Genomic DNA, 24,734 nt, shown 5'->3' on the forward strand with positions numbered 1-24,734 from the left:
CATGGCTATTATCCCCGTCCGTGAGCTTGCCAAGTACGGCATCATCACGGACATGGACCCTTACGACCTCCCGAAAGAGGCGTGGTCCTTCGGCGTCAACGTACGCTTCCGCAACGGCAAGGTTTCCCGCGCTCCGGTCTTCCGAAACGTGGGCAACCTCAGCGGCTCGCCGCGCTACGTGTTCTCCTCGAACCCGGCGAGCGGCCTCGACTTCATCTTCATCAACTACCTGACCGGCGAACTCAAGCGCTGGCAGAATGGTGCTGAGACCGACTACTCGATCACAGGCTTCACGCCCGCTGCGACGGAAGTCACACACACGTCCTGCTCCCTCGGAGGCGTGGTCTACAGCAATCGCGCTGATCGTGTGCCGTGGTCTTTCGGACCCACCGACAGCCGCTTCCAAGCGCTGGCGAACTGGTCTTCAACGTGGCGCGCACAACTGCTGCGCACGTGTGGCGGAGCTCTCGTAGCGCTCAATGTCACGAAAGCTGGCGTCACTTTCCCCACGATGGTGAAGACGTCAAGCATCCCACTCTCTGGCACTGTTCCGGTGTCGTGGGACCAAACCCTCCCCAACACGCTCGCTACCGAGAACATCCTTGCTGACATGCAGGGGCAGATCATCGACGCCAACAACTTCGGCAACGCTCTCGCCATCTACGGCTTGAACGAAACGTGGCTGATGACGCCAGACGGCTCGACGCAAATCTACAACTACCGACAGCTGCCATTCAAGAAAGGTGCGCTGAACGCTAACTGCTCCGTCCAGATCGACGGCAAGCATCTCGTGTTCGGCCCCGACGACATCTGGACGCACGACGGCTATTCGGAGACGTCACTGTGCAACGGCACGGTGCGCGACTTTATCTTCCAGAACCTCAACCTGTCGAAGGCGAACCGCTGCTTCGTTGCTCACAATGTGAAGCTGAAGGAAGTGCACTTCTGTTACGTGTCCGCTGATCGCGGCGTATCGTTCACCGATCAGAACCAGGGCTGCAACAGGCAGGCCGTCTACAACTACGGCAACGCATCGCCTACGTGGACGTTCGATGACCTCCCGATGGTGTACGCCGCCGACAACGCGAACCTCGACACCACGCTGACTTACGCGACCGTGACCGAGACGTACGCCTCTATCGGCAGCACCTACGCGGATCAGGACGACGGCTTCAAGCGCACGCTCTGCTACGTGGGCAGCACTTGGGCTCCCAACAATCTCACGGCAAGCCTCTACGCGTTCGACCTCTACGGCCCGGGCTCCAGCGTCGTGTTTCCCGTGGACACCAACGCCACTCGGCCGCTCCAGCTGGAGAAGGACGGCATCGACCTCGACGGCATCGGAGTTGACCTCCGTGGCTACAAGTCGGTGATCGCGCTCTATCCTCAGGCGCGCCTCGAACTCACCGCGCAGCCCTTGGTCTTCACTATGGGCTCCTGTGACTACTTCGGCGGCCCGATCATCTACGACACCACGCAGACCTACGATGGACAGGCTCTCTACAAGCTCGACTATCGCAGCGCGGGCAGGGCGCTCGGCATGAAGATTTCCTACGCCGACTACGCGGCCTTCACCCTCACAGGCATCGACTACGAACTCGACGCAACAGGCGAACGCTAATGGCAATCAGTGACACACTCACCCCGTACAAGCCGCAAGAGTTTCCGCAGCTACCGGGCTCTGAGCAGCGCTACATGACTGCAGAACTCCAGCGCGTCTCCGCATCACTCGCGGCGGCGATTGCTGTGATCAAGCAGATGGACGCCAAGCAAGTCTCGCATGGCTGGTGATTTCGCTCGTGCCGCTGCGCACGAAGTGTTGGGCACCGACGAGTACGCGATACACATCGAAGACTTTCGGCGGGGGCAGGACACGTTCCTGCTCCTGCATCTACGCTTCACCCGCTGGACGCCTTCGGTGTTCAAGAGGTTCATCGCGCATTGGACGCTGCTGCGGCAGTGCGTGACAGCTCCGCTATTCGCGCTCGGCGAAGTGGACGACGACAAGTGGGAACGCTTCGTCACACGCTTTGGCTTCAGGTTTCTCCAGACAGTCAAATGCGAAAACGGTGAAACCCGCCGTCTCTTCATTCACGTTCTAACGGAAGCACCAACCTCCAATGTCAATGTTCAGCTCGTCCAAGGACACCAGCTCGTCCGGGACGAACAATTCCACCGTTAATCCGTGGGCTCCTCAGGCCGGCGCGCTCACGGACGCATTCGGTAACGCGCAGACCGCCTACAACCAGTCGAGCCAAGCGCAGGCTCCCACCAATTTCACTGCCGGTTACACGCCCGATCAGCTCGCGACCTTCAACTCGATGGTGCAGCAGGGCGGCAACATGGCGGTCCCCAATTCCAACGCCGCCGCAGGCGCAGCGCTCAACACCGCTGGCACCGCTGGCGCAACGGGCGCTCTCTCGGGCCTCGCCGCGTTCGATCCCACGAAGCTCAACAGCGCCTCGGGGATCGTAGACGCCGCGAACTCCTACGTGAACGGGCAGGACATCAACTCGCAAGTCAACAACGCGATGCTAAATGCAACGCAGACTGCGCGTGACGTCACCATGCCGGGCATCGAGCAGAACGCAGCGCTGGGCGGCAACACCAACTCCTCGCGCACGGGCATTGCGGACGGTCTAGTCCAGCGTGGCCTCGCAGAGCAGTCCGCGAACCTCGGCGCATCGCTTCGCTCGCAGGCCTTCCAGAACGGGCTCACGCTCGCGCAGACGCAGGCCGCGAACAACAACGCATCAACCCTCGGCGCACTCAACAGCGCGGGCACCATCGGCAACAGCTCGGTGAACTCGGGAGTGAACGCGAACAACTCGTCCATCGCAAACCAGACGGCCCTGAACAACACGGCAGTCGCGGGTGGCGCAGGACAGCAGGCGGCCAATCAGGCGGACCTGACGAACCAGCTCCAGCAGTATCAGTCTCAGGTGTCTTCGCCGTACGCGAGCCTGCAGCAGCTCATGCAGATTATCGGCGGCCAGAATTGGGGCTCACAGACCTCGGGCACCACGACCGGCCAGAGCACCACGACCAGCAACCCTTCGCTTGTGGATGACATTGGCAAGGTGGGCGGCGCACTGTCGTCGTTCTTCTAATGCAGGGCTTCCCCGAATACGATCCGCGCTGGGGCAACGCTATCGCTTCCATCGAGAGTGGAGGCGAGAGCAGCCCGTACGGCGCAATAACGCCCAATCCGAATGGACGGCGCGCGCTCGGCAAGTATCAGGTGATGGAAGAGAACCTTCCCGAGTGGACCCAAGCGGCCCTCGGCAAGCGTCTCGACGCCAATCAGTTCCTCAACGACCCTGACGCGCAGGAAGCCGTCTTCAAGCACCGCTTCGGCGGCTACGTGAGCAAGTACGGCAACCCTCAAGACGCCGCGTCCGCGTGGTTCACAGGTGGCCCTCAGTCTACCGGCGCGAACAAGCGCGATAGCCTCGGCACCACGGGCTCTGGCTACGTCGCCAAGTTCAACAAGGCCCTCGGCGAGCCACAGGGCGCACTATCTTACGCAAACACTGGAGCCCCCGTGGCAGACAATACAGACGACGCGCCTGCGCTCAGTGCGCGTGCGCAGCTCGGCCCGGGCATCCTCGTTCCTGGTGCCGCGCGCGGTGCCGCAGGGCCGCAGGACCAGCCGTACGACTGGCGGCAGCACCTCATGACCGCAGCCGCATTGCTGCGCGATGATCCGGACGCCACCAAGGCAGGTCTCGCTGCAGCGAACCCCCCGCTGAAGGACACGGGCTCGTACTCGCTCGGCCCCATCGACCCGCAGACGGGCATCGGCTTGCGCATCCACAACAAGACCGGACAGGTTACGACCTTCCAAGCGCAGAAGCCAAAGGACCCGGCGCAAGACGCCTACGACACCGATCAGGCGAAGAAGTTCTCGGACCTCAACACCTCCATCGCTGCCGACGCCGACAAGGCACGCAGCTCGCTCGCCAACGTTGACACGCTACGCGCGGCGCTCTCGGACCCGAATGTCTATCAGGGCTCGAACGGCGATACCGTGGCGAAGATGAAGAACTTCGCGAACAGCGCATTCGGGATGAACCTCGACGGCGTTGAGAACACGCAGGTCGCTCAGGCACTGATCAACAAGATGGTGCAGGAGAGCCGCACGCTCAACGGCGGAATGCCGGGCTCGCTGTCAGACAAGGACCTCGTGTTCTTGAAGGACGCGAACGTGGGTCTCAGCAAGTCGCCCGAAGCCAACCAGCGCATCCTCGACATCTACGAGAAGCTGCACAAGACCGCCATCGAGCGCAACGACGCGCGCATCGAATACACCAAGGGCGGCAAGATGCTGGACGACAACTTCAACACGCAGCAGGCGAAGAAGTACGCAGAACGCAAGGCTGAGATGGACGCCGCCGACAAGGCAGCGCCCGCCGCAGCTCCCGCTCGACCCTCAACGCCCGGCCCGGTCAGCAAGACGAAGACCGGCATCACTTGGAGCATCAACTAAATGGCATCGCTCACCGTAAATGGTCACAGCGTTACGGTGGACGATAGCTTTCTCAAGCTGTCCCCGGACGAACAGAACTCTACCGTTGACGAGATTGCAAAGTCTCTTCCGGCGGAGAAGCCGTCCGGGGTCGTAGCTGGCCTGAAGGAAGGCCTCGCTGGATTGCTGCACGGCCCCGCAGAGACACTCAAGACCTACGCGGGTGTCGACACGTCCGGACTGGAAGCCGCCGCACAGAAGGTGGCACCTAAGGATTACAAGTCTGCTCCGGTTCTCCCCGAGGGCGGACACTGGTACGACCCGACTTCCTACAACTGGAAGAACGTGCCGCAGGCGCTCGCAGAGAACGCGCCGCAGATGGCTGAGAGCATCGCAGCTGCCAAGATTGGCGCGAAGGTGCATCCGCTCGTCGGCCTCGCGGCTGGCGCGCTCCCGTTCGCGCTCAACGCGCTCGGCGACACTGCGAAGTCCGACGCCGCCACGCGCACTGGTGACTCCAACGCCGAACCGAACGCGGAAGACAAGACGCGCGCAGGCCTCACGGTCGCCGCGCAGTCGATTCCGCAGATGATAGGCGTATCGCGCTTCCTCCCCGGAGCTGGCAAGATTGCCGCCGTGGGCGGGAAGGGCGTAGCGCAGTCGGTCGGACAGGCCGCTGTCACCACGGGCGTCGAAGGCGCGTCAGGCGCTGCACAGAACGCTATCGGTCAGGTCGGCGCAACGCTCGGCACCCCGGGCGGCGTTCAGGTCAACGGTGACGAGGTCGCCAACGCGGGCGTCACCAACGGCATCCTCGGGGGCGGCTTCGCGCTGCCCAAGATGGCCGCGAACGCCTCGGCCGCGAAGCGCTACGCCAAGTTCGGCGGTGACAACGCGCAGGCCACGGAAGCATTCGCCAACAAGGTGCGTGACGCCGCAGATGGCGCGAACCTGGGTAACACGAAGGAAGGCTACAACGCCGTCCGACAGGCCCACGAAGACACCATCACCGACCTAAAGGCCGCCGCGAAAGCCGCGAAAGCCGCTGGTCCCTCGACACCCGAGGCAGACAAAGCCATCAGGCGGGCCGCGAAGGGCCGCGAACTATCGGACGCTGACCTCAATGAGCTGGAGACGAACTCGACGCCGGACGTGGCCGCACTTGCGCGACAGGCTCACGTTGGAGCAATGCTTAAGGGAGAAGGCGACTTCACCGCAGGCAACTTCACTGGAGGTATCACTAACGCCATTGCGAAGCACATCCGCGCCTACGCCAACCCGATTGGCGCTGGTGCCTCGGCTGCGCTAGGCGCTGCGACGGGTGGCGGACACGCCGCCTCGCTATTCGCGTACTCCCCGGAGACCCTCGCTGCTCTGGGCACTGCATACGGTGCCATGCGCGGCATCGACGCGCTCAGCGGCAACCGCAGCCCCGCGAACAAGTTCGTAGACAAGTTCTCGACCAACAACCCCGCGCCTCCGACAGGCGCACCGCAGCCGCAGGCTCCCGCAGCCCCGGCACCGCCGCCCACATCAGTCCCTCAGGTCCCACCTCCGTCTCCCCCGGCCGCGCCGTGGGGTCCGGTGCCGCCTGCGCCCCCAGCGCCGCCGACGCCGCAGCAGATGAACACTCAGGTTCAAGGAGCCCTTCGCATGGCTGCTGCTCGACGCAACGTCGCAGCACAGCAGGCTGCGGCGCAAGCCGCGCAAGCACAGCCTCAGTTCAATCCCGTTGCGCTGGCTATGTTGAAGCAGAAGCTAAAGGATGGCCTCCCGGCCGCGCCTGAGGCTCCTAAGTTGGACGTGAATGGACTGAACGAACAGGTGAAGGGCGCACTGCTAATGGCAGCTGCCCGCCGAAAGGTCGCTGGTCAACAGCAGGCCGAAGAGGAAGCCTCTAACAGCCACGTCATCAACGAGCAGGGCGGCCTCAACGCATTGAGCAATCCGGAGCTTGGCAAGCGCGCCAAGGTCCTCCTCGGAAACGCGGATGCCTTGCGCCGCCTGCGCGCTGCACCGCCTGAGCAAGCCCCTGAGGCTCCTGCTCCTGTGGAGCCGACGCCTGCATCCGCAGCGCCGCCCGCAGCACCCACGGCTCCCGCGACCCCCACGGGACCGGCAGAGCCCGCGCCCGCAGCTCCTCCGAACAGCGCAGCCATCTCGGCGCTCCTCGACACCCTCCGCGCCAAGAGCGCTGTGGCCGAGAAGATCACCAAGAAGGCTGGCGGCGAAGTGAAGGAGAAAGAGAAGCCCGTCGAGAAGTCGCGGGTGCCTGACAGCTTGGCGGCCGACGAGGCGTTCGACCCGGCAACGGGAGAGATCACCAAGACGAGCCACGAGCACGCCAACAGTGGCCCGAAGTACACGGGCGACTACGTGCCCCTTCAGGATCACGAGCTGTTCGGCAAGGGCATGACGCACGAGCAATTCGCAGAGCACCAGCTCCGCGCAAAGCCCGACGCCGTCGAGCTGCCTGAGGCCTACATGGACGGCGTGATCCGCGACCGCGTCAAGCGCGAGCGCACGCTGCAGGAACTGTCTCAGTCCTCCCATAGCCCAGACGACACTCCTGCGCTGCAGGCGTTGCTGGAGCAGCTGCACCACATCCGGCGCGGCGACATCGCCAGCAAGGCAATCCACTACTACGCGAGCTTCATGTCACCCGAGTTGCGCACCAAGGTGCACAAGCGGCTCGACAGCAGCTTCGTCAACTCACTCTGGAGTAAGTAATGACCGACCCGAGGGTCCCTAAGAAGAAGAGGAAGACCTCTCCGCGAGGACCCTCGGGTATCAAGAAGCCCAACGTCGCTGCAGCCGTGCGCCTACGCTGGCAAGACCCAGAGTACCGCGAGAAGATGCGTTTGGTGAACGAGCGGAACAAGGCAGAGCGCAAGCTAAACCCGCAGAAGTACACACGAACGCGCGTTCCCGATGGAATGCGCAAGGCTGAAGCCCAGAAGAAGTGGGCGAAGGCAGAACAACTAGCAGAGAGATTCATCAAGATGTTGGAAGACGAGGGAGACATCCCGGCCGTCACCGTCCCCGGCTCCGACGAGGAGATGGCAACCCGCGCACTGCGCGAAGCCTTCACACTCGCTGTCGCTCCGGGCGATCAGAAGATTCAGACCGCGAACATCCGCACCGTGTTGGAGTGGACGCGCGCGAAGCCCGAGAGCAAATCGAAGGTCACGGTCGAGAAGGCCGAAGACTGGCTTGCTGCGGCTCAGGCCGACATGGCGCGTGGCGACTGAGAACGAAGTACGCGCACGCCTCCTAACTGACTTCGAATTCTACTCGCGACATTGTGTCAAGATCAGAACGAAGAAGGGCACGATTGTCCCTCTCGTTCTGAACCGCGTGCAGAAGCGATTTCTGAAAGCCATCGTCAAGCAACAGCAGACGACTGGCAAGGTACGCTTCGTCGTACTCAAGGCGCGCCAGCAGGGCCTCTCTACCGTTATCACCGCTTGGCAGTACTGGTGGCTATCACAACGCAAGGCCCAGAAGGGTCTCGTGATGGCACACGAAACGGACAGCACGATCACGCTGTTCGATATGTACAAGCGCGTCCACGACAACTGTCCCGCTCGGCTCCGTCCGCACGCGAAGTACAGCTCTCGCGGCGAAATGCAATTCGACATTCTCGACACAGGTCTACGTGTCGCGACTGCAGGCGGGCGCGGTGTCGCTCGCGGCGAAACGCTGACCACGGCGCATCTGTCCGAGGTGGCCTTCTGGCCCGTAGCGTTCGCCAACAACAACTTCAACGGCCTCGTGCAGGCGATCCCCGAAGAACCAGGTACGGCCTGCTTCCTCGAAAGCACCGCCAACGGCATGACGGGCAAATTCCGTGAGATGTGGGTTGGCGCTGATCCCAACGCCCCGACGCACAACGGCTACGAGCAGTTCTTCTCTCCGTGGTTTGAGAGCGACGAGTATCGCGAGCCTGCCCCGGCAGACTTCGTACGCACGCCCGAGGAAGAGAAGATGATGGTGCAGTTCGCGCCGCTCCTCAACAGCAACGATCAGCTGTTCTGGCGACGGCGGAAGATTGCACTGAACGGCGCAGCGCTGTTCAAACAGGAGTACCCCGCAACACCCGACGAAGCCTTCCTATCTACGGGCCGTCCTGTGTTCAACCCAGACTACTTGAACGAGCGTATTTCCAACCCCGTGACGCCCATCAAGCGCATGGCGGTCGAAGACGTTCCCGGGTCTCCCATCGGCGTCCTCAAAGAGCATCCGCTCGGCGAGCTGTTCGTCTACCACGACCTCGATCCATCGCAGAACTACGTCATCGGCGCAGACGTGGGCATGGGCCTACGTGCCTCAGCCTCCGTGCGCAAGGACAGTGACCCCTCGGTCGCCCAAGTCCTCGACGGTGACCTTCGGCAAGTCGCGGTATGGCGAGGCATCGTGCATCCCGACTACTTCGCGAAAGTGCTCATGACGTTGGGTTACCATTACAACTCAGCGCTCGTCGCACCAGAGCGGAATAATCATGGGCTCGTGACGTGTGTGAAGCTGCGTGACCTTGAGTATCCCTACATCTACACCGAGGTGCCTGAGGGCACGTTAGAGGCCCAAAGAGATAGCATCTCTCTTGGCTTCTTCACGAGTGAGCGCACCAAGCCACTCATCATAGATCAGCTGCGCGCCTACGACCGCGATAGAGACATCGAAATCAACGACCTTCAAACACTCCGCGAGATGCTGACGTTCATCGTCACAGAGAGCGGGAAAATGCAGGCCGAGGAGGGCGAGCACGACGACTGTGTGCTCTCGATGGCTATCGCTGCGTATGTGCACGACGGCAAATGGAAGCCTGTTGAAGTCTCTCAAGAGCACTACACCAACGCAATCTAGTAGACAGCGCGCCGACCTTTCCAACTTTACACCTGAGCAGAAACTGGAACACCGCCGCGCGCAGTGGCGCAAGTTCGATGCGAAGCCTGAGCGTAAAGCTAGAAAGGCAGTGACTAACAAAGCTTACTACGACGCAAACCTAACCAGTGTTGAGCGGCGTGAAGCGAAAGCAGAATATCTGAAGACATGGCGTCGCGACAATCCCGTTAAGGAGCGGGATGGGAAGCTTCGACAGAACTACGGAATAACGCTGCAAGAGCGCGACGCCCTGCTCGAAGTGCAAGGCTTCGTTTGCGCCATCTGTGCCGCCGAAGTCCCCGGTGGTCGCGGCGATTGGCACACTGATCACTGCCACAGCTCAGGCTTAGTGCGAGGCATCCTCTGCCAGCACTGCAACCTCATGTTGGGCCACGCCCGTGACAACACTGACACGCTCGCGAGAGCTATCACCTACTTAGGAAAATAATGTCCAAACCCACGACTATGTCAGACGAGGACATCGTCACGCGCGTCCTCGCTGTAAGCACTGAAAGTGTGGGCTGGCTTGATTCGAAGCTCTCCCGAGAGCGCGAGCGTGTGACGAAATATTACAACGGCGTGCTCCCGGCGCGTCAGCACGAAGGCTCGTCCAGCTACGTTTCGACCGACGTGTATGACGCTGTAGAGATGGCGAAGGCCCAAGTGGCCGAGACGTTCTCAGGCGGCGACAGCATCGCGCAGTTTGACCCCGACCAAGATATGTCCGTCGAGGAGTGCCGCAAGGCCTCGCTCTACGCGTCCTACATCATCTATCAGCAGAACCCCGGCTTCAACATCTTCACCAACGTGATCCACGACGGCCTAATGGCCCGCAACGGCATCGCGAAGGTCTATTGGGAAAAGCGGGCTGACTACAAAGAAGAGACATTCGAGGCACTGCCGCACGACGACGCGCAAGCGTTGGCCGCGCAGGACGACGTGCACGAGTTCGATGGATCACACAACGGTGACGAGACCTACTCAGGCTCCCTGACCCGCAAGCTCGACTGCTCACAGGTCACCATCGACAACGTGCCGCCTGACGAGTTCCTGATCGCGCCCCGCGCCGTCAGCATCGCCAAGGCTCCCTACGTTGCACATCGGACGCCGAAGACGCGCGCCGAGTTGATCGAGATGGGCTTCGACAAGAAGAAGGTCACGACGATTATCAGCGACGAAGCTGACCCGTCGAACCAGACGCAGGAGTCGATGGCCCGCAACGCGCCGGTCGATAACAACCTGACCCAGGAGCCGGTGCAAGAAGAGATGCGGCAGATGATGCTCTACGAAGAGTACGTCCGTATGCAGATCGACAAGTCCAAGGGCGTGCGCCTCTATCGCATCTGCCGCGTGGGCAACGTCCTGCTGAGCAGGGAAGAGGTCGATAGGGCTCCGTTCCTCTGCTACACGCCGCTCCCGGTCCCGCACGTGTTCTACGGCAACAACTTCGCCGCCCGGGTGATCCCCGTGCAGAACGCGCGCACCGTGCTGGTGCGAGGCATCCTCGACCACACCGCCATCACCAACAACCCGCGTTGGCAAGTCGTCAACGGCGGTCTTCTGAACCCGCGCGAGATGCTTGAGAACCGCCTAGGCGGCCTCGTGAACGTGCGGCGTCCGGACAGCGTCACTCCGCTGCCGCAGACGAGCCTGAACCCATTCGTGTTCCAGACGCTCGGCTTGCTCAAGGAAGACAAGGAACAGTCCACGGGCATCAGCTCTGTCTCACAGGGCATGAACAAGGACGCCATCTCCACGCAGAACTCCAAGGGCCTCATCGACCAGATGGTCAGCCTGTCGGGCCAGCGTGGCAAGATCAGCGCACGACACTTCGCGAACAACTTCGTGGTGCCGCTGATGATCGAGGTCATCCGCCTCGCCATCATCAACGAGGCCCCGAGAAGATCATCGAAGTCTCTGGCGGTCCCATCCAAGTGGACCCGAAGAGCTGGACGGAGCGCACCACGTGCACCGTGTCCATGCACCTCGGCTACGGCGAGAAGGACAAGGCCGCCGACACGCTCGGCGAGGCCTACCAGTTCATGGGCAAGGACCCTGCGCTGCAGAACATGTTCAGCCCGCAGAACAAGTACGAGATGATCCGCGACTGGATGAAGCTCAAGGGCCTCAACCGAGCGCCTGCGTACATCACGTCTCCGGACAAGGCACCGCCTGTGCAGCCTGACCCGATGAAGACGCGTGAGTTGGACATCAAGGAGAAGATGGCGGACGCCGCTGTTGCATCCTCGACGGCTAACCAAGCGAAGCAGGCCAAGACTATCGCACTCGACAGCCAGCGGTTGGATAACGCCAATCACGAGCTGCAGATGAACGCGATGGACAAGGACCGGACGCATAACCGTCAGGACCTTGAGACTGCTGCGCGCATCGACATCGCACACGAACAGATGGCTCTGGAGGAACGTATCGCCGAGCAGGCGCAGAAAATCTCCGCAGCTGCCAACCCCAACCCAAGGCCATAATGGACTTCTCAAACCTCACAGGCGTGCTCGGTAAACTCATTCCGCCGATGCCCGGCCCGTTCGGGATTGGCACGTGGGGCGACGGGCGTCCGGATAGTTCTCCGGGCGACCTGTCCGCTCTTGTGAAAGCGTACGGCGCGGCTAAGTCCGCGTCGGCGCAGCCTCAGGGACCCGATGCACTCTTCGGCCCCGCCACGCTACCGCAGACTGCTGCGCCACTGCCTGCAGGCCTAATCCCGCCTCAAGCAGCTCCTGCGCAAGCCTCAGCGGCTCCATCTCCACTCCCACCGCCGACCACCGTGGGACCAGGAACGATCGGCCAACCCACGGCACCTCAGGTGTCCGATGGTGGCTACAACGCTATCGACGCCGCCGCGAACAGCCCAGCTGGACCGACGTCCGTAGGTGGCGCTCCACTCGCTGGCTATTCCGGTGTCACACCTCAGGCTGCTCCAGCTCCCTATGGGCTAGGCAATCGTATTCGGAACGCCTCCGCGTCCCTGAGCGACAGCGGCAGCACCATGCCGTTCTTCCAGCGAAACACAGCGCTGCAGCGTGATCCGATCACTGGTGACTTCCTCGATCCACAAGCGGCCTCAAAGGCCCAAGAAGCCTCAGGACCCGACTTGATCCAGAAGTTTATGACTTATCTGCACAGCAAGTGAACGCCGAAATGATCCGGAGGCTAGGGGAGTTCTCAACCGCTCTCCTAGCCTCACCAGAGTTCAAGGACCTCAACGCACTGTTCGAGCAACAGATCGCCGTGGACGTCCTTGGCACCAAGCCTGACGACGCCGTCGAGCGCGAACGCATCTACGCGATGCTTCAGGGCTCCCGCGCATTCACCTCCCACATCGAGCGCTTCGCGAACGACTACGCGATCCTCATTACCCCTGTCGTTGATACCGGACCAGACGAAGATGATCCGTCCGTGCACGACATTTCCCCCGACGAAAGCCTCTAACTGCCAATGCCAACTATCCAATCGGACGTTGCTAACGACTCTAACGACTTCGCCGACATGCTGTCCCCGGACAACGACGGCGCCTCTGATTTCCTAAAGTCCTTCGCCGACCCTGAAGACGACGCTTCCAAGAAGAAGCCATCGCCGGAAGCCGAAGGAGACGATGATACACAAGACGATGCCAGCGATACCGATGATTCCGACGACAGTCTAGATGATAACGGTGACGACGATCAGTCTGGTGATGAAGACACTGAGACGACTACTGCCGACACCACCGAGAAGAAGTACGTAGCTGACGACGGTCAGTTCGTTAAGATCAAGGTAGGTGAAGAGGAGAAGGAGGTTTCCGTAAAGGACCTCAAGCGCCTGTTCGGTCAGGAAGCGTCTCTCACCCAAAAGTCCACCGAAGTCGCCAACGCCCGCAAGGCGGCGGAGACTGAGCAGAACAAGTACGTCACATCGCTGAGCGTGCTGTTGGGCCGTGCGACCGAGAAGGCGAACCCGTATCGCAACATCGACTGGATGGCGGTCTCCAAGGACCCCAACATCTCAGCTGAAGCAGCCTCCGCGCTGCGCGCTGAAGCCCAGCGAGCGTTGGATGACGAGACGTTCCTCGGCCAGAGCCTCAACACGTTCATGGCTGAAGTGCAGACGCGTCAGAACGCAGAGCGCGCCGAAAGCGCGAAGGCCTGCATCAAAGCGCTGCGCACTGAGCCCACCGCCGAAGCGCCGAACCCTGTCTACATCAAGAACTGGAACGACAAGACGTACGACGACGTGCGTTCGTTCGGCGTTCAGATGGGTCTGTCGCAGGACGCCGTGAACAAGCTCGTTGACCCTGTCGCTATCAAGATGATGCACATGGCGATGCTGTTCAAGCGCGGCGCGGCCAAGGTCGTCACGACCAAGGCCGTCAACAAGACCCCCGCCAAGATTGTGAAGACTTCAAGCTCCATCGCCGCACGCCCGACCAAGGGCACCGTAGAACAGCAGAACGCACTCAAGACCCTCAAGCGATCTGGTTCAATGGACGCCGCTGGTGACGCGTTCCTCGCGAGCTTCGCGGACAAGTAACCACTCAGATCGAAAGAACTACAAGCTACTATGGCTACCTACCAGACTTTCCAGACTGTCGGCATCAAGGAAGACATCTCCGACATCATCTCGAACATCTCGCCGACCAAGACGCCGTTCCAGACCTCCATCGGCTCTGAGAGCGTAGACAATACCCTGTTCCAGTGGCAGGAAGACTCGCTGCGCAACGTCGCTGCGAACCAGCAGGTCGAAGGCGCGGACGCGACCTTCATCGCCGCTGTGCCGACCGTGATGCGCAACAACCGCACCCAGATCATGACCGAAGCCGTTCAGGTCTCGGGCACGCTGGACCGCGTGTCGAAGTACGGCCGCGCGAAGGAAATGGCCTACCAGATGGCGAAGTCAGCGGCTGCGCTGAAGCGCGACCTCGAGAACGCCTACGTCGGCACCGCGCAGTCGGCTTCGGCGGGCAACGCGGTGACCGCTGCCACGCTGGCTGGCTACCAGCTGCAGATCGGCGCTGCGAACATCACCTACATGGGTGCTGTGACCCCGATCACCGAGGCCAAGCTGCTCACCAACTTGCAGGCCGTCTACACCTCGGGTGCTGATCCCAGCATCATTCAGGTCACTCCGGCGAACTCGCTGGTCGTGGCTGCGTTCGCTTCGGCCGCTGGCCGTTACCGGACCATCTCCGGTGCGGAATCGAAGACCACCACGCTGGTCAACGTCGTGAACCTTTACGTCTCTCCGTTCGGCGAGACCAAGGTCGTGATCAACCGCTTCCTGCGCGCTGGCAACACCTTGGTGTACGAACCCGACATGTGGAAGAAGGCGACTCTGCGTCCGTGGAGCCGTGAGACGCTCGCGAAGACCGGCGACAGCACCAAGATGATGCTGCTCGGTGAGTTCTCCCTGAAGCACAAGAACTACTTGGGCTCGGGCATCGTCGTGGAGCAGGTCTCCTCGGGCTTCTAATCTCTACCCTCGGCGCGTGCGCGCGTCGAATACGTCCTGCGGGCCTCTTGGGAAACCTTGAGGTCCGTAGCGTTTCCTATTGATGTCGCCATTCAACGACATTCCGCACTGTCAGCGAACGCCGACACTCAGCTTAGAAAGACCAATGTCGCAAGACACCGTCATCCACGACACACGCGTTACCTTCCACGACGACCCTATGAGCGACAAGCTCGGCTTCGTCCACACACAACACATTCCCGATGACTTCGTCGCTGCTCTCAAGCGCGAGAAGATGGATTCGGCGCGGCGACCGGCCGGAGATTTCCTCCACATGTGTTCGATCCCCGTGAGCGTCGTCGAAGACCTCAAGCGCTCTGGCTACGACGTCTACCGCGAGCCCGTGCGCGAAACCATTCGGATGCTCAAGGTTGTCGGCCTCGACGCCTTCATTACCTCCGACAAACAGATTTGATCTAAGGGCCTCAAATGACCTATGGGGATATCCAAGCTCAGTTTACGGGCTTGCTCAACAGGCGTGACCTTACGCCCGCACTGACGACCAGCTTTCTGCAGCAGAGCATCCTCAGAATCCAACGGGGCTTGCGTGTTCCTTCGATGGAGAAGTCCATCACGGCGACCATCGGCAACCTGTACACCTCGGGCCTCGCAGTGCCCGGGGACCTCCTGCAGCTCATTGCGATCACCGACGAGACCGACCCGCTGAACGTGACAGAACTCACGCGCGTCTCGCTGCCTGAGGTTCTCAGGATTCTCAACGACAACACGTCATGCGGTGCCCGCGCTTACACGCGCCGGGGCTCCAAGTTTCTGATCGCGCCAATGCCCACCACGGGCTCCGTGATCCGCATGGACTACTACGCGACCTTCCAGCCCCTGAGCGCTCCCACGGACACCAACGTCCTAGGGGACATCGCGCCTGACTGCATCGTCTACGGCGCGCTCTCGTATGCCGCCGCGTACTTCCTCGACAAGCGGCAGTCCGACTTCGAAGCGCGCTTCAAGCAGATCGTGGACGACCTCAACGGGCAGGCCATGAGCGACGAGCTGACTGGCGCGGCCCAGGTATCGAACACCATCGCAGCCTCCTATACCGATTGGTAACCCAACATGACTGACGACACTGTCTATACGGTGATCGCTTCCGGCGACACGAACGCGGGCAGCAGCTCCAGCTCATTCTATGAGAAGGACGGTGTTGTCACCTCGGTGAGCACGAGCACTCCCGACGACACGGCATACGCTGTGGCCGACGACCTTCAGGGTCCCGGGGGCTCGCCCTCCAGCTCGTTCTATGAGCACGGGACCGTCTACACCGACATCGTCTACGCCACGACCGTCGTTGACCAGATCAACGCCTCAGCCGCTGCAGCCGCCGCAAGCGCGACCGCCGCGCAGCTGGCGCTCACGACCTTCCTAGTCTCCCCGGGGTTCTCAGGCATCCCCACGGCTCCCACAGCCGCCCCGGGCACCAACACCACGCAGATCGCCACCACGGCGTTCTCCACGGCTGCAGTCGCAGCTGAGGCGGCGCTGCGCGCTTCGGCGGACACGGCGCTGAGCACCTCGCTCACCACGGCCTACCAGAACGCTGACACAGCGCTCAGTGGCACGCTGACGACGGCGTACACCAACGCGGACACGACGCTCCTAGGCACCGTCAACTCCTCTCTGGCGCTCAAGGCTCCCTTGGCATCCCCTGGGTTCTCAGGCGTTCCGACTGCACCCACGGCTACCGTAGGCACGAACACCACGCAGCTCGCTACGACCGCATTCGTGTCGTCGGCGCTGCCTGTGCCTGCAGCTGCGGCCCCGATCATCGACGGCACGGCTGCAGTTGGCACCTCGGCGAAGTACGCCCGGGAAGACCATGTGCATCCCACGGACACCTCGCGCGCTGCGCTGGCGTCCCCGACGTTCACAGGTGTACCAGCGGCCCCAACGGCCACGGCAGGCACCAACACCACGCAGATCGCCACCACGGCGTTCGTTACATCCGCGGTTTCCGCTGCAGGCGTGTCGTCTGTCGGCGGTGTCACTGGCGCTATCGGGCTCGACCCGGGCCTTAAGATGAACAGCTCGAACGTCGCGCTCAAGAACGGCCTGTTTGAAGTTGACCGCAACGGCACTAACCAAACAGGGCTTACTGCGAGCGCCGATAACAAGATCACGTGGACTACGGCTAACGTCAACAACGAGAGCTGGTTCAGCCTTGCTACTGGCAAATACACGCCCCTCGTGGCGGGCTCGTATGTGTTCACGCTGAGCGTCAACTCTGTAACGGGCACTGGGGGCGAAAGCTGTCAGGCCGAGCTTTACAAGAACGGTACGAAGGTGAAGGTTGGTACGTACACTGCGTCTAACGGGCCAAACATCAATACGGTGACTGCAGTCATACCAATGAACGGCACTACGGACTACGTAGAAGCCTATCTCTATCTCCCTGCTGCCACCACCACATTGGTAGGCGCCCCATCTACGACACACTTCCAAGGCTGGCGAGCAGGTTCATAATGTACCATCCTGAATATTTCGTAACGGCTCTGCTTAGTATACAGCCCTCTCTCAATCCGCGTGAAGACTTCACTGTCGTCAACGACGGAACGGGACCAAAGATTTCCGCTTGGAATCGAACCGACATCACGCAGCCCACACAGGCTGCAATTGAAGCGGTCGATACCGATACACTCTTAGCTGCGCAGGCAGTCCCCCAGACCGTCACGCCGCTCCAAGCGCGCCTCGCGCTGCTCGGGGCTGGCCTGCTCGATCAAGTCACCGCCGCAGTCAACGCTGCGGGCGGAGCGACACTGATCACGTGGAACTACGCCGCGCAGTTCGACCGCAACGACCCGATGATCCTCTCGCTCGGCGCGGCCCTCAATCTCACTGCGGCTCAGATCGACGCACTCTTCGTGCAGGCCGCCAAGCTCTAAGGAGCCCCATGACCCTCAAGCAGCGCCTGATCGCCGATTGGCGGTGGGTGCTCAAACACTCTTGGTCCGTCCGATTGATGCTGCTCTCTGCAGCGCTCTCGGGGTCCGAGGTGATCCTTCCTCTCTTCAGTGACGGTATGCCGAAGCATCTCTTCGCTGTGCTGTCGTTCCTCACGGTCGTCGCCGCCGCCATTGCGCGCTTCGCTCTCCAGAATAATCGCGAGGTGTCCAATGGCTCTTAAGACCTCCCACAAGGTTGGCGTCACCGCTGGTGCCGTCGTCCTGTGTTGCAGCATGGTCATGCCCTACGAGGGCCTGTGGCTCACTGCGAAGCCCGACAAGCTGGCCTACAACATTCCTACGGTCTGCTACGGCGAGACCGAGGGCGTCAAGGTGGGCGACACGTACACCAAGGCTCAGTGCGTCGAGAAGCTCCAGAAGAAGATGCCGCGCTACCTACGCTCCGCTGCGGCGTGTATCACCGTGCCCGTCTCTGAGCGCACGCTGGCTGCGTACGGCTCCCTGACATACAACATTGGCGAGAAGGCCTTCTGCCACTCGACGGTCGTCAAGAAGCTGAACGCCGGCGATCCCTTCGGCTCGTGCGATGCCATGCTCGCGTGGTCACACGCAGGCGGCAAGTTCGTGCAGGGCCTCTACGACCGACGCGTCAAAGAGCGTGCAGACTGCCTGCGCGGCATCAAAGACCTCAAGCTGCCCACGGCAGCTCCCGCTGCCCCTGAACTCCCGAAGACCGTAGTGGCACCCACGCCGTGGTACGTGCGCGTCTGGAATTGGTTGATGTCCTGATGTTCACTGCAATCTCATACATCGGAGCACACTGGCTCCTGATCCTCGCCGTCCTCCTCGGCGTCATCGCGCTCGGAGCCTTCGCTTGGTTTGCCAAGAACTGGAAGGCCGCCGTTGCGGCTGTCGTCCTCGTGGTCGCAGCGCTGACCTATCAGCACGCGGACCTTGGTGGCTACAAGCGCCGCTTGGACGAAGAGAAGGCTGAGCAGATCAAGACGCTCACAAGCCGCATCGCCACGCTATCGCTAATCACGTCTATGGACAACCAGGTCTCGCTGGCGAACGCCCAGACCCTCAAGAAACTCGAAAGCCTCTCCCTTGACACTCCTCCGAACGCTGGTGCTTGCCTCAGCCGCGATGCTGCTCGCCGCGTGCGGGCCGTCCGAACAGACGAAGCCCTCCCAGCTGCCCCGGCCCCCAGCCGACATTCAGGCCTGTTTCCGAGACGCCGCGCAAATCCCTGACCGAGACCTCACGCAGGCCGAGGTGGAGAGCCTGTGGAAGATTGACCGCTTCCGGCTCGCCGTGAACGCCAAGTGCGGCTCACGCTTCTACGCTTGGTACGAAAGCCTCCGGGTCAACTGGAAATGATCCCGACCGAGGACACCTCAGGCCACGTAACGAACGCTGTGGCCGCACTGGCCTGCGTGAGCCCGTGGATTCCCCAGATCAACTCAGCCGGGCAGCTCGTCCTCACGGGCCTCGGCATCGCGTGGCTGGCGCTCCAGATCACGCTGAAACTCATATCCCTCCGAAAGAAACCATGATCATAACCAAGGACCTTGAGAACTCCCTGACGCTGCTCGAATACGACGTGGCTCAACACGTCACCGCGCTGGCTTCGGCCCGCGCCGCAGTGCTCGACCAGTCCGTCATCGACGCCCTCACACAGCGCGTTATCGCGGCCACCCAGACGCTCGCGCGCTCGGCGGCACCGCAGGACTACCCAGCGACCCCGGCTCCCGTGGAGGCTCCCGTGGCCTTCAGCGTGGCTCCGGCCCCGGCAACGCCTGCGCTTCCCACCTTCCTGTCCGCGCCGCCCTCGCAGCCCTCAGTGGCCGAGAGCATCGCTGCGGCCCTCGCGAACGCGCCCAAGTAATGGCCCGCGCTCCCAAGGCCTCGTTCGACGCTGAGGTTGCCAGCGTCACGCCAGTGCGTGACGAGAGGCACCCGCTGCAGGACGAGCACGACGCCGAGACGGCCAGGCTGGAAGAGCTGCGGCTCAACCCCGCCAACTCTTGGCTCGTTGAGCTGTCCGAGGCGCGCGTGGCGTCTCTCGCCGACGTCATCCAGGAATGAACGAAAAAAACCTACAGAAACCCGTGAGGGCAACTGTAGGTTTTTTTTGATTAGCAGCGGACGCCGTCGTAGTAGTACGCGCGCGGGTAAGCCCCACAGTCGTACGTCCGATAGTCGAACGCAGGCCGGAAGTCCCTGAGGCGCCCTAGTGCGCTCAGCGGCGCGTCGGTCACCACGACCACCTTGGCCTCCCAGCCGTCCTCGGACACCTTCGTCACACGCTCGAACGTCACGGTCTCGACGCTGACGCGGTTGATAGCGCCCGGGTTCATGCTGATCACCTCAGGGAAGCCCGGGTAGGTCAGAGCCCTGTAGTGGGTCGCGTCACGATGCGCGCTCCAGCGCTCCATAGTGCCCAGCAGCCGCTCCCGATTGACGCGGGCGTAAACCTCGACGCGGCTCACCACGCGCCGAACCACAGGCCGATGCCGTGGATGATGCCGACCGGAGCCACGAGCGCGCCCGCGATCAGGAACACGTAGGAGGCCGTCTTGATGCAGAAGATCACGTGGGTGACCCAAGCGGCGATGCCGACAAGCCACGCGGCGACGATGAACAGGAGTGCGATGATGGTGCTCATTTGGGTTTCCGTTGTTTGTACGTCTGGGCTTTTTCGAAGGGTATGTGCTGTACTAGGTCAGCCAGCGGAGGGCCTACTACCCCAGTGCCGCCTGTGCCTGCGTCCCCACGCTCCACCAGCTCCAGCAGTATCGCCTTGATACCCTTCAGGACGCCTACGGCCTCCCTCAGGTGCACCACGGTCTCCTGAGGCGGCGAGAGCTGCGCGAGGAACGTGTCGATGTCTTGCTGGTTCATTGAGCCTTCCTAACTTGCCATGCGTAGAGGAACAGATCACTGCCGATCAGCGCGAGGCGCATGGCCTTCTCGTGATCCATCCGGCCTGCGGCGCTCAGCTCGGTCACGAGCAAGTGCAGGCTGCGGGCGCAGCGCTCGATGCCGCTGGCGACTTCATCTTTGTCCATTGATGGTCCGCTTCCAGTAGAGCGTGGTTGCATAGGGTCCCCAAGGATGCCGGGGTGTGAAGAGTTTGTAGCCTGCGCGAATGAGCGTGTTGGATGACGCTGGGTTATCCGTGGTGTCGGTGATGACGTAGGACCACCCCAGCTTCTTGGCGTGCGCTTCACGCACTCGGATCATTCGCAGCTGCAGGCCGCTCCCTCGGTGCTCAAGAGCAACTCCAGAGCGCTTGAGATAGCCAAAGTTCTTGGAGTAGGGGGACTTCGATAGGCCGCAGAAGCCGACAGCACGCGCGGGCGCATCCTCGTGATACAGGAGCCACCAATAACCCACAGCGGGGTCGATCATGGGGGCGCTGTCTCCGAAGGTGAGCCAGTGCATGTGCTTTACGGTCTCTGCGGCTTTCTCCCTTGTCCCGTCTACACGCTTGATGCGGTAGGTCAGAAGTCGAACTCGTGGGTGATCTCGGTGACCTTGCGCACGGTGAAGCCGTCCGTGATGTGCCATACGCGCACGTTGGCACAGCCACCTAGGTAGCGCCGCAGGTCGGGCTTCACCGTGAAAGCCGCTATAGGCGTCATGCAGCCCTTGGGCACCACGACGTAGATGTTAGTCGAGCGCGCCATTGGAATCCTCCACGGGCTTGTCGATGACGATGCGTGCTTGGCAGATCACCTTGTGCTTCAGGGCGAAGCGGCAGCGCTCGTTCATCGCCCGCCGTGCGACACCACGCTTCTGGTATAGCGCAGGCATCACGGGCGAGGCGTGCGAAGAGAGCAGGGCTCCGTCGCGGGTATCCATGATCACGTAGACCATCAGGCTGCTTCCTTGTGGTTGTCGTCAAAGGTCTTCTTGAAGGACACGCGGGAGGCCGAGTGCCAGATCACGATGCCCTCGGGGTTCTTGAAGCCCGGCACAGCGATGGAGCCGTTGCGTCCCAGAGCCTGCATGACGTTGTCGATGGTGTCCGTGCATCCGCGCGACAGGCGCGAGAGCTTCGGGAATGCTTGGAAGATCATAGGTGTCCTCAAATCGGTTGAGCACGAGCGCGATGACGCCCTGCTCTGTGAGGAGGGGCCTGCGACCGCAGTTGAATGTCAGGATGTCGGAGATGCCCTTGGTGAGGGCGTCGCTCACGGTGCGAGGATCGCGCAGCCCAGAGCATGATGAAGGTCGTACGCTTGCGCGAGCGTCAGCTCGATCACGTCCGACTTGTCCGGGCTGTTCTCTTGCTTGATGATCAGCGTCTCGTTGAGGCGGCCCTTGAAGTCCTGAGCCCACCAAGCAACCACCTCAGCACTCCCGGGCAGCACTCGGCCGCCCGGTGTCTTGCCCGGCTTCGCCTCGGGGATGATGAAGGTCGTCCCGTGTTGGTCCTTGTGAGCCTTACAGGCCATACTTCACGCCGTTCGCTTCCTGCCTGCGAGCTTCCTCGATCAGCAGCTTGCCGTGGTGCACGAGCTTCTCAAGGTCCTTGATGCCTCCCTTGTACTTCCAGCGTGTCGCGTACTTCACGATGTTGCCCTCGGAGAACCCAAGGTCATTGGCCCAGACGTATTCGATGGGCTGGATCTTCTGGCGGGTGTAGTGATCGCCGCCAACCTGGGTGCCTAGGACCGCCGTGGACGTCGCCTTCTGTGCCTTGGCTTCCATCTCCTTTCGGTGACGCTGGGCTCTCACTGACGCCACCAGTTCGAAGTGCTTCACGCTCCAGCCGTTGGTCGTGCTCCCGTTGCTGTCGGTCACCGTATGGATGCGCTCGCCGTCGCCGCTGCGGTAGGTGTCCTTCACGGTGTAATGACCACCCGTACGATAGCCGCCGCCCTTCAGACCGGGCGTGGTGCACTTCACGATGTCGCCGTCGTCGAACTTGGTCTTCTGCGGGCTGGCCTTGATGATTGTCAGATCAGGATCGTTGCAGACGTCGAAGGCATCCTCGGAGCCTTGGCTCTTCTGTGAGTTGTACAGGTCGCGCTCGTAGGCGTTCTGATAAATCATCAGGCGTCTTTTCTCCATTTGAGGTAGGCACGTCCGTGGATCACGAACATTGCGATGTTGACGGGCAGGAGGCCCCAGAGGCCTGACTGGAACATGATGCTCCACCAGAACACCTGACCGATCAGGCCGACACGTGGACCCCAGAGGCTCTTGGAGCCGTAGAGCCACATGCCGGTGATGGTGGTGAGGGAAGCGAGAGACTGCAGGACGAACGCTGTGGTGATCATCGCGCGCGGTAGTTCCAGCTAATGGAGTCCCCGCTCCAAGTGCTGCTTACGGTGCGCTTGCAATCGACGGTTTCCAGCCAGCGGCAGTCGCCGTGCTTGAGCTTGATAGGAAACCACGCGAACTTCGGATGCCAGCTCCCAAGATACGCGCGGCGCTCAGCCTTCTTGCGCTTGCGCCTGTCGGCCCAAGCATCACAATTGTACTTCATCGTTGCGGGCTCCAGAGCAGGGGCTTCTTGTTGACGCTGTCCCAATCGGACCAGCGCAGGATGCGGGCGAGCCGCGCCTGACGCAGTGCGTCTTCCTCGGTGAGGCCAGCGCGCTCGTAGCAGGAGACGACAGCCTTCCAGACGCTGTCCGTGGGCTCCGTCTTGTAGCGGGTCTCGACCTCGCCCTTGCGGGCTCCGGACTTCATGGTGTGCTCGTAAGCAACCCAAGTACTCGGGGCGTCCAAGAGCGCCGTGGCCGCCACGTCGCCAATCCCCGGACAACCCGGGTAACCGTCAGCCGTGTCTCCGATCAGCGTCTGATACATATGGAAGCGGTCGGCATCGGCCTCCGTCTGCACGACGACATCCTTGCCATCCCAGATGGTCGTGGGGATGGTCTTCATGTCCTTGTCCTGCGAGACGATGATTGCCTGCACACCCGGCTGTGGACGCGTGGCGAGGATGCCCATGACGTCGTCGGCCTCTAAGGTGTCCATAGCAGTGCAGCGGTATGACGCCTCCACGTCCTCCCTGAGCTGCGCGTAGCACAGGGGCTTGCGTTGCCCTGCGCGGTTGTTCTTGTAGGTGCTGTCGATGCCGAAGCGGAAGTTCGTGCCCGCTGTGAAGCAGAGCACGTGTTCCTTGGTATTGAAGCGCGTGAAGATGCGCTCCAGCATCCCGTCGAGGTTACGACGGGCTTCTACGGCGTTGGAGTACAGGACGTGGTTCTGGTCATCCCAGCGCACTTCCTGTTCGACGGCGATGCAGGCTGTGAAGAGGAACTGATCACCGTCGATCAGTAGGACCTTCTTCGCCATTAGACGAGGTCACTCACGGCTTCGACCAGTTCGAAGTCCGGGCCGGTCGCTTCCCGCTTGGCCTGCTCGGTGAGCGCGGGGCTCAGCTCGGCGGCTTCGTTGTTCAGCCGCTCGGCCGCCTGAGCGAACATCGCTGCGGCGTGGCCCTTCTCGTAGCCAATCTTCTCGGCGGCGCGGATGGTCTCGGCGGCCTCACGGCTCTGCTGCTGCAGCGCCAGTTCGAAGTTCTCCTTGGCTTCCGTCAGAGCAGCTTCGCGCGCAGCCTCGACGCCAGCGTTCGCTGCGTTCCAGGTATTGGTCATCGCGTTGTTGAGCAGCTCGTAGACGCGCTTGGCGTCGTCGCGGCCCTCGGCCTTGAAGAGCGTCTCAAGGGCGGTGTCGAGAGCGACAGTGTTTAGTTCAGCCATGTACAGCTTCATTGGGTGTCTCTCTGTTGTTGGAAGAACGTCAGGCCCTTGGTCGTGATGCGCCACGCTTGTGCGTAGGTGCCCTTGGAGACCCGGGTGGTGATTAGTTGGAGTGAAGCGGCCATCGCTACGATTTCGGCATTAGCCCTAACGTAGTCGCTCTTGACGCGTTGTGGTGCGCGGACCACGAGGGCGAGCAGCTCTTGCATTCGGGCTTCCACTGGGGTGGATACTGGGGCG

36 protein-coding genes and 1 pseudogene are annotated in these 24,734 nt (G+C 61.8%); 22 read left to right on the forward strand and 15 right to left on the reverse strand.

What is annotated here, in order from left to right; translation table 11 throughout:
* Position 1 precedes the first annotated feature (1 nt).
* The 22 genes and pseudogenes from HU230_RS12400 to HU230_RS12510 all read left to right on the forward strand — a co-directional run bounded on the left by HU230_RS12400 (position 2) and on the right by HU230_RS12510 (position 19,857).
* Entirely contained in the window at positions 2–1,621 is a 1,620-nt protein-coding gene (locus HU230_RS12400; protein ID WP_176531426.1) for a hypothetical protein, read from the forward strand.
* Positions 1,621–1,791 carry a hypothetical protein gene (locus HU230_RS12405; RefSeq protein WP_176531425.1) on the forward strand — a complete coding sequence of 57 codons (171 nt, stop codon included), beginning with the start codon at positions 1,621–1,623 and terminating at the stop codon, positions 1,789–1,791. The genes HU230_RS12400 and HU230_RS12405 overlap by 1 nt, the downstream gene beginning before the upstream one ends.
* The gene (locus HU230_RS12410) at positions 1,781–2,182 is read left to right on the forward strand and encodes a hypothetical protein (protein WP_176531424.1); all 402 of its coding nucleotides are present in this window, start codon (positions 1,781–1,783) and stop codon (positions 2,180–2,182) included. Before HU230_RS12405 ends, HU230_RS12410 begins: the two co-directional genes overlap by 11 nt.
* Positions 2,121–3,110, forward strand: a complete 990-nt coding sequence (locus HU230_RS12415) for a hypothetical protein (RefSeq protein ID WP_176531423.1) — start codon at positions 2,121–2,123, stop codon at positions 3,108–3,110. Before HU230_RS12410 ends, HU230_RS12415 begins: the two co-directional genes overlap by 62 nt.
* Positions 3,110–4,489, forward strand: coding sequence for a hypothetical protein (locus tag HU230_RS12420; RefSeq protein WP_176531422.1), 1,380 nt, complete (start codon positions 3,110–3,112; stop codon positions 4,487–4,489). The genes HU230_RS12415 and HU230_RS12420 overlap by 1 nt, the downstream gene beginning before the upstream one ends.
* A complete protein-coding gene (locus HU230_RS12425) occupies positions 4,490–7,198 on the forward strand; it encodes a hypothetical protein (RefSeq protein WP_176531421.1) in 2,709 nt (902 codons plus the stop codon).
* Entirely contained in the window at positions 7,198–7,719 is a 522-nt protein-coding gene (locus tag HU230_RS12430) for a hypothetical protein (protein WP_176531420.1), read from the forward strand. Before HU230_RS12425 ends, HU230_RS12430 begins: the two co-directional genes overlap by 1 nt.
* Complete coding sequence (locus HU230_RS12435) at positions 7,709–9,334, forward strand: terminase large subunit (RefSeq protein ID WP_176531419.1); 1,626 nt, start codon at positions 7,709–7,711, stop codon at positions 9,332–9,334. The genes HU230_RS12430 and HU230_RS12435 overlap by 11 nt, the downstream gene beginning before the upstream one ends.
* Positions 9,297–9,800 carry an endonuclease VII domain-containing protein gene (locus HU230_RS12440; RefSeq protein ID WP_176531418.1) on the forward strand — a complete coding sequence of 168 codons (504 nt, stop codon included), beginning with the start codon at positions 9,297–9,299 and terminating at the stop codon, positions 9,798–9,800. Before HU230_RS12435 ends, HU230_RS12440 begins: the two co-directional genes overlap by 38 nt.
* Before the next feature lie 17 nt (positions 9,801–9,817).
* Positions 9,818–11,835, forward strand: a pseudogene (locus tag HU230_RS12445) (portal protein).
* Positions 11,836–12,496: 661 nt separating this feature from the next.
* A complete protein-coding gene (locus HU230_RS12455; RefSeq protein WP_176531416.1) occupies positions 12,497–12,799 on the forward strand; it encodes a hypothetical protein in 303 nt (100 codons plus the stop codon).
* A 57-nt stretch (positions 12,800–12,856) separates the two neighbouring features.
* Positions 12,857–13,876 carry a hypothetical protein gene (locus tag HU230_RS12460; protein WP_176531415.1) on the forward strand — a complete coding sequence of 340 codons (1,020 nt, stop codon included), beginning with the start codon at positions 12,857–12,859 and terminating at the stop codon, positions 13,874–13,876.
* A gap of 30 nt (positions 13,877–13,906) precedes the next feature.
* Positions 13,907–14,815 (forward strand): SU10 major capsid protein, encoded by a 909-nt coding sequence (locus HU230_RS12465; RefSeq protein WP_176531414.1) that lies wholly within the window; start codon positions 13,907–13,909, stop codon positions 14,813–14,815.
* 145 nt (positions 14,816–14,960) lie between these two features.
* Positions 14,961–15,269 (forward strand): hypothetical protein, encoded by a 309-nt coding sequence (locus HU230_RS12470; protein ID WP_176531413.1) that lies wholly within the window; start codon positions 14,961–14,963, stop codon positions 15,267–15,269.
* Between the two features lie 14 nt (positions 15,270–15,283).
* Positions 15,284–15,919 carry a phage adaptor protein gene (locus tag HU230_RS12475; RefSeq protein WP_420840858.1) on the forward strand — a complete coding sequence of 212 codons (636 nt, stop codon included), beginning with the start codon at positions 15,284–15,286 and terminating at the stop codon, positions 15,917–15,919.
* Between the two features lie 6 nt (positions 15,920–15,925).
* Positions 15,926–17,329, forward strand: coding sequence for a C1q-like domain-containing protein (locus HU230_RS12480; RefSeq protein ID WP_176528442.1), 1,404 nt, complete (start codon positions 15,926–15,928; stop codon positions 17,327–17,329).
* On the forward strand, positions 17,329–17,748 hold the full coding sequence (locus tag HU230_RS12485) for an XkdW family protein (protein ID WP_176531411.1): 420 nt from the start codon (positions 17,329–17,331) through the stop codon (positions 17,746–17,748). Before HU230_RS12480 ends, HU230_RS12485 begins: the two co-directional genes overlap by 1 nt.
* An 8-nt stretch (positions 17,749–17,756) precedes the next feature.
* Complete coding sequence (locus tag HU230_RS12490; RefSeq protein WP_176531410.1) at positions 17,757–17,990, forward strand: DUF7940 domain-containing protein; 234 nt, start codon at positions 17,757–17,759, stop codon at positions 17,988–17,990.
* Positions 17,980–18,558: a lysozyme gene (locus HU230_RS12495; protein ID WP_176531409.1), complete on the forward strand. Its 579-nt coding sequence runs from the start codon at positions 17,980–17,982 to the stop codon at positions 18,556–18,558. Before HU230_RS12490 ends, HU230_RS12495 begins: the two co-directional genes overlap by 11 nt.
* Complete coding sequence (locus HU230_RS12500) at positions 18,558–19,022, forward strand: hypothetical protein (protein WP_176531408.1); 465 nt, start codon at positions 18,558–18,560, stop codon at positions 19,020–19,022. Before HU230_RS12495 ends, HU230_RS12500 begins: the two co-directional genes overlap by 1 nt.
* 299 nt (positions 19,023–19,321) lie before the next feature.
* The gene (locus HU230_RS12505; protein WP_176531407.1) at positions 19,322–19,657 is read left to right on the forward strand and encodes a hypothetical protein; all 336 of its coding nucleotides are present in this window, start codon (positions 19,322–19,324) and stop codon (positions 19,655–19,657) included.
* On the forward strand, positions 19,657–19,857 hold the full coding sequence (locus HU230_RS12510; RefSeq protein WP_176531406.1) for a hypothetical protein: 201 nt from the start codon (positions 19,657–19,659) through the stop codon (positions 19,855–19,857). The genes HU230_RS12505 and HU230_RS12510 overlap by 1 nt, the downstream gene beginning before the upstream one ends.
* A gap of 50 nt (positions 19,858–19,907) precedes the next feature.
* On the opposite strand, the gene HU230_RS12515 is transcribed toward HU230_RS12510, so the two are convergent.
* The 15 genes from HU230_RS12515 to HU230_RS12585 all read right to left on the reverse strand — a co-directional run bounded on the left by HU230_RS12515 (position 19,908) and on the right by HU230_RS12585 (position 24,703).
* On the reverse strand, positions 19,908–20,261 hold the full coding sequence (locus HU230_RS12515; protein ID WP_176531405.1) for a hypothetical protein: 354 nt from the start codon (positions 20,259–20,261) through the stop codon (positions 19,908–19,910).
* Positions 20,258–20,437: a hypothetical protein gene (locus HU230_RS12520; RefSeq protein ID WP_176531404.1), complete on the reverse strand. Its 180-nt coding sequence runs from the start codon at positions 20,435–20,437 to the stop codon at positions 20,258–20,260. The genes HU230_RS12515 and HU230_RS12520 overlap by 4 nt, the downstream gene beginning before the upstream one ends.
* Positions 20,434–20,673: a hypothetical protein gene (locus HU230_RS12525; RefSeq protein WP_176531403.1), complete on the reverse strand. Its 240-nt coding sequence runs from the start codon at positions 20,671–20,673 to the stop codon at positions 20,434–20,436. Before HU230_RS12525 ends, HU230_RS12520 begins: the two co-directional genes overlap by 4 nt.
* Positions 20,670–20,840 (reverse strand): hypothetical protein, encoded by a 171-nt coding sequence (locus HU230_RS12530; RefSeq protein WP_176531402.1) that lies wholly within the window; start codon positions 20,838–20,840, stop codon positions 20,670–20,672. Before HU230_RS12530 ends, HU230_RS12525 begins: the two co-directional genes overlap by 4 nt.
* Positions 20,827–21,183: a GNAT family N-acetyltransferase gene (locus HU230_RS12535; protein ID WP_210284235.1), complete on the reverse strand. Its 357-nt coding sequence runs from the start codon at positions 21,181–21,183 to the stop codon at positions 20,827–20,829. The genes HU230_RS12530 and HU230_RS12535 overlap by 14 nt, the downstream gene beginning before the upstream one ends.
* 92 nt (positions 21,184–21,275) lie before the next feature.
* A complete protein-coding gene (locus tag HU230_RS12540) occupies positions 21,276–21,461 on the reverse strand; it encodes a hypothetical protein (RefSeq protein ID WP_176531400.1) in 186 nt (61 codons plus the stop codon).
* Entirely contained in the window at positions 21,445–21,651 is a 207-nt protein-coding gene (locus HU230_RS12545) for a hypothetical protein (RefSeq protein WP_176531399.1), read from the reverse strand. The genes HU230_RS12540 and HU230_RS12545 overlap by 17 nt, the downstream gene beginning before the upstream one ends.
* Positions 21,651–21,854, reverse strand: a complete 204-nt coding sequence (locus HU230_RS12550; RefSeq protein WP_176531398.1) for a hypothetical protein — start codon at positions 21,852–21,854, stop codon at positions 21,651–21,653. The genes HU230_RS12545 and HU230_RS12550 overlap by 1 nt, the downstream gene beginning before the upstream one ends.
* Positions 21,855–21,968: 114 nt before the next feature.
* The gene (locus HU230_RS12555) at positions 21,969–22,232 is read right to left on the reverse strand and encodes a hypothetical protein (RefSeq protein WP_176531397.1); all 264 of its coding nucleotides are present in this window, start codon (positions 22,230–22,232) and stop codon (positions 21,969–21,971) included.
* Entirely contained in the window at positions 22,222–22,833 is a 612-nt protein-coding gene (locus HU230_RS12560) for a DUF3310 domain-containing protein (protein WP_224943241.1), read from the reverse strand. Before HU230_RS12560 ends, HU230_RS12555 begins: the two co-directional genes overlap by 11 nt.
* Positions 22,833–23,060: a hypothetical protein gene (locus tag HU230_RS12565; RefSeq protein WP_176531396.1), complete on the reverse strand. Its 228-nt coding sequence runs from the start codon at positions 23,058–23,060 to the stop codon at positions 22,833–22,835. The genes HU230_RS12560 and HU230_RS12565 overlap by 1 nt, the downstream gene beginning before the upstream one ends.
* Positions 23,057–23,269: a hypothetical protein gene (locus HU230_RS12570; RefSeq protein ID WP_176531395.1), complete on the reverse strand. Its 213-nt coding sequence runs from the start codon at positions 23,267–23,269 to the stop codon at positions 23,057–23,059. The genes HU230_RS12565 and HU230_RS12570 overlap by 4 nt, the downstream gene beginning before the upstream one ends.
* Positions 23,266–24,087, reverse strand: a complete 822-nt coding sequence (locus tag HU230_RS12575; RefSeq protein ID WP_176531394.1) for an exonuclease — start codon at positions 24,085–24,087, stop codon at positions 23,266–23,268. The genes HU230_RS12570 and HU230_RS12575 overlap by 4 nt, the downstream gene beginning before the upstream one ends.
* A complete protein-coding gene (locus HU230_RS12580) occupies positions 24,087–24,506 on the reverse strand; it encodes a hypothetical protein (RefSeq protein ID WP_176531393.1) in 420 nt (139 codons plus the stop codon). The genes HU230_RS12575 and HU230_RS12580 overlap by 1 nt, the downstream gene beginning before the upstream one ends.
* Positions 24,503–24,703, reverse strand: a complete 201-nt coding sequence (locus HU230_RS12585; RefSeq protein WP_176531392.1) for a hypothetical protein — start codon at positions 24,701–24,703, stop codon at positions 24,503–24,505. Before HU230_RS12585 ends, HU230_RS12580 begins: the two co-directional genes overlap by 4 nt.
* Positions 24,704–24,734: the final 31 nt, after the last annotated feature.

Origin of the sequence: Bradyrhizobium quebecense, assembly GCF_013373795.3 — a bacterium.
Classification (GTDB): Bacteria; Pseudomonadota; Alphaproteobacteria; order Rhizobiales; family Xanthobacteraceae; genus Bradyrhizobium; species Bradyrhizobium quebecense.